The following is a 2,380-nucleotide window of genomic DNA, read 5'->3' as shown; positions in this document are numbered from 1 at the left end:
TCCTCGTAGTGTATACTAAAAATATAAATTGCACAAGAGGAGGTCGCAAAATGAGTGAATCTGTTTCCCGTCGGGTTGGCTCTACGGTGGGGCTGACTCTGGCTGCCAGCCTGATCTACGGCCTCAGCAGCGGCATCCGCGCCAACTACGGCATCCTGCTGGGACCCATTTCCACAACCAGCGGTGTGGACTACGCCTCTGTCAGTTTTGTACTGGCGGTAGCCCAGCTGTCTTTCGGCGTGATGCAGCCGGTATTCGGTGTGCTGTCCATGAAAAAGTCCAGTGCTTTTGTCCTGCGTTGCGGTGTGGCGCTGATGACTGCCGGACTGCTGTTCCTGCCCTGGTGCCGCTCCTTGTGGACGCTTCTTTTGGTGCTGGGACTGCTCCTTCCCGCAGGGACGGCGGCGCTGTCTTTCGGTGTTGTTATGGGAGTGCTGACTCCCAGGCTGCCGCAAAAAATCGTGCCTGCCGCCTCCGGCGTAGTAACTGCCAGCTGCGGTGTCGGCAGTACGATCTTGTCCCCGGTGATCCAGGGGCTGTGTGCTGGGGCGGGTCTACTTGGAAGCATGGTGTTCCTCAGCGTTCCCTCTCTGCTCCTGTTTCCCGTTTGATTGGTGATTTCGTAGAATCTTCTTCCTGTGCTCAAAAAACAGTAGCTATACAGTGGAAGTTAGAGTATGTTTGTGCTTGCCAAAAGAAACCTCAGCCGGACTGAGGACAGAAGGGAAGATGTGAAATGGCAAGTATTCGAAAACGGGGAAACAGCTACCTCCTGGTCGTCTCCATGGGCTACGACCACACCGGCAAGCGCCGGGCCGCACAGCAGAAAACGGTGAAGCCGCCGGAGGGCCTCACGCCAAAGCAGAGGGAGAAATGGCTGAATGAACAAGCGGTCCTCTTCGAGCGGGAGTGCAAGGATACTCCGCTGGCCGCAGATCGAACCATCACACTGGCGCAGTACGTTCAAATCTGGCTCCGGGATATTGCCCCGGACAAGCTGGCGAAGTCCACGCTGGCCCGTGACAAGCAGGACATCGACCGCTTCCTGCCGTATCTGGGAGGCTACAAATTAGTAGACCTCCGCCCGGAACATTTCCGCAAGCTCTACGCCGAGCTGCGGAAACAGACAAGTCAAAATACCGGAATGCCGCTCTCCGAGTACACGATTGAGGGGGTCCACGCCTGCCTGTGTGGAATCCTCTCCGACGCGATGGAGGGCGGTTTTCTTAATCACAATCCGGCGTGGAGGACGTATAAGTACTCCGGCAAGAAAAGAGAGAAGCTCGTTGCGGACGAGGAAACGGTACAGAAAATCATCACGGCCCTAGAGAATGAGAGCATCAAATACGAGACGTACTTCAAGCTCATCATTGCCACCGGGATGCGGCGTGGAGAATGCTGCGGCCTGAAATGGTCTGACATTGACTATGAGCGCAAGAGTATCCACATTCAGAGGAATGTAGTCAAAATCACAGGGGAAGATATTATCGTCAAGGACACCAAGACGGCTGCAGGGGACAGATACGTTTACTTCTCTCCTGAGATGGAGAGTCTGTTGAAAGAGTATTATCGTGAATGTGTCTGGCAGGCCGACGCTTATGAGAATCGGGAGCTAACCGCCGATGATTTTGTGTTCCGCAAGCATGACAGCCAGGACCCGATGACGCCCAGCACCTTCACCTGGCGGTTCAAGCTGATTTTGAAAAAGAATGGTCTCCCGGAAAAGTTGAATGTCCACAGTCTCCGTCACAGCAACGCCAGCCTGCTGATTGCAAACGGAGCGGATGTGGCGACGGTGGCGGGCCTCCTGGGCCATAGCCAGCCTTCCACGACGCTGGATATCTACACTCACGCCTTCGATAAAAACAAAAAGGCCGCCAGCGAAGCCCTCCAGAGGGGACTGGATATCTGAGAGGGGAGGGAAGATCATGTACGATTATATGCAAGCCCTGCAACCCTGCTTTTCGACAGAGTCCCTCTGTGCTGAACAACAGGCAGAGGTGGTCCAGCTGCACCGGAGGCTGGAGAAAAAGTTAGACCGCCGAAATCAGATACGGCTGTTGGAACTGATGGATGCCGAGGCAAGGTTACGGGACGATGTATCCCTGGAGAGCTTCATCGCTGGTTTCCGCTTGGTCTGCGGAATAGCGCACGAGTTAGGGATAGAGCCACCCTATTCCTTCCACCTGGAAGAGGAAGAACGGATTGGCAGAAAAGGATAGGGGAAGGGGGCCTAAATAGGTAAGCGGCATGGAGCAACGCTCCATGCCGTCGTTCATATGTATTCAATAGTTTTCCGCGTGGACCTCGAAGTAAGCCTGGGGATGGGCGCAAACGGGGCAGACCTCCGGCGCGGCGGTGCCCACCACAATGTGTCCGC

General features: G+C 55.3%; 4 protein-coding genes. 3 read left to right on the top strand and 1 reads right to left on the bottom strand.

Features of this window, described 5'->3' with window-relative positions:
* Positions 1-50 precede the first annotated feature (50 nt).
* The 3 genes from JX325_RS15430 (at position 51) to JX325_RS15420 (ending at position 2,222) form a co-directional block, all read left to right on the top strand.
* Positions 51-611, top strand: coding sequence for an MFS transporter (locus tag JX325_RS15430; RefSeq protein ID WP_204791946.1), 561 nt, complete (start codon positions 51-53; stop codon positions 609-611).
* Between the two features lie 125 nt (positions 612-736).
* The gene (locus JX325_RS15425; RefSeq protein ID WP_204791945.1) at positions 737-1,912 is read left to right on the top strand and encodes a tyrosine-type recombinase/integrase; all 1,176 of its coding nucleotides are present in this window, start codon (positions 737-739) and stop codon (positions 1,910-1,912) included.
* 16 nt (positions 1,913-1,928) lie between these two features.
* Positions 1,929-2,222: a DUF6809 family protein gene (locus JX325_RS15420; RefSeq protein ID WP_204791944.1), complete on the top strand. Its 294-nt coding sequence runs from the start codon at positions 1,929-1,931 to the stop codon at positions 2,220-2,222.
* A gap of 63 nt (positions 2,223-2,285) precedes the next feature.
* Here the strand turns inward: JX325_RS15420 and JX325_RS18285 are convergent.
* Positions 2,286-2,380 (bottom strand): rubredoxin-like domain-containing protein (locus JX325_RS18285; RefSeq protein ID WP_374220642.1); only part of this gene is annotated, 95 nt, incomplete at its 5' end.

Source organism: Oscillibacter sp. CU971 (genome assembly GCF_905219725.1).
GTDB lineage: Bacteria > Bacillota > Clostridia > Oscillospirales > Oscillospiraceae > Oscillibacter.
The sequence above is the reverse complement of the archived record's forward strand: the minus strand, read 5'-3'. Positions and strand labels throughout refer to the sequence as shown.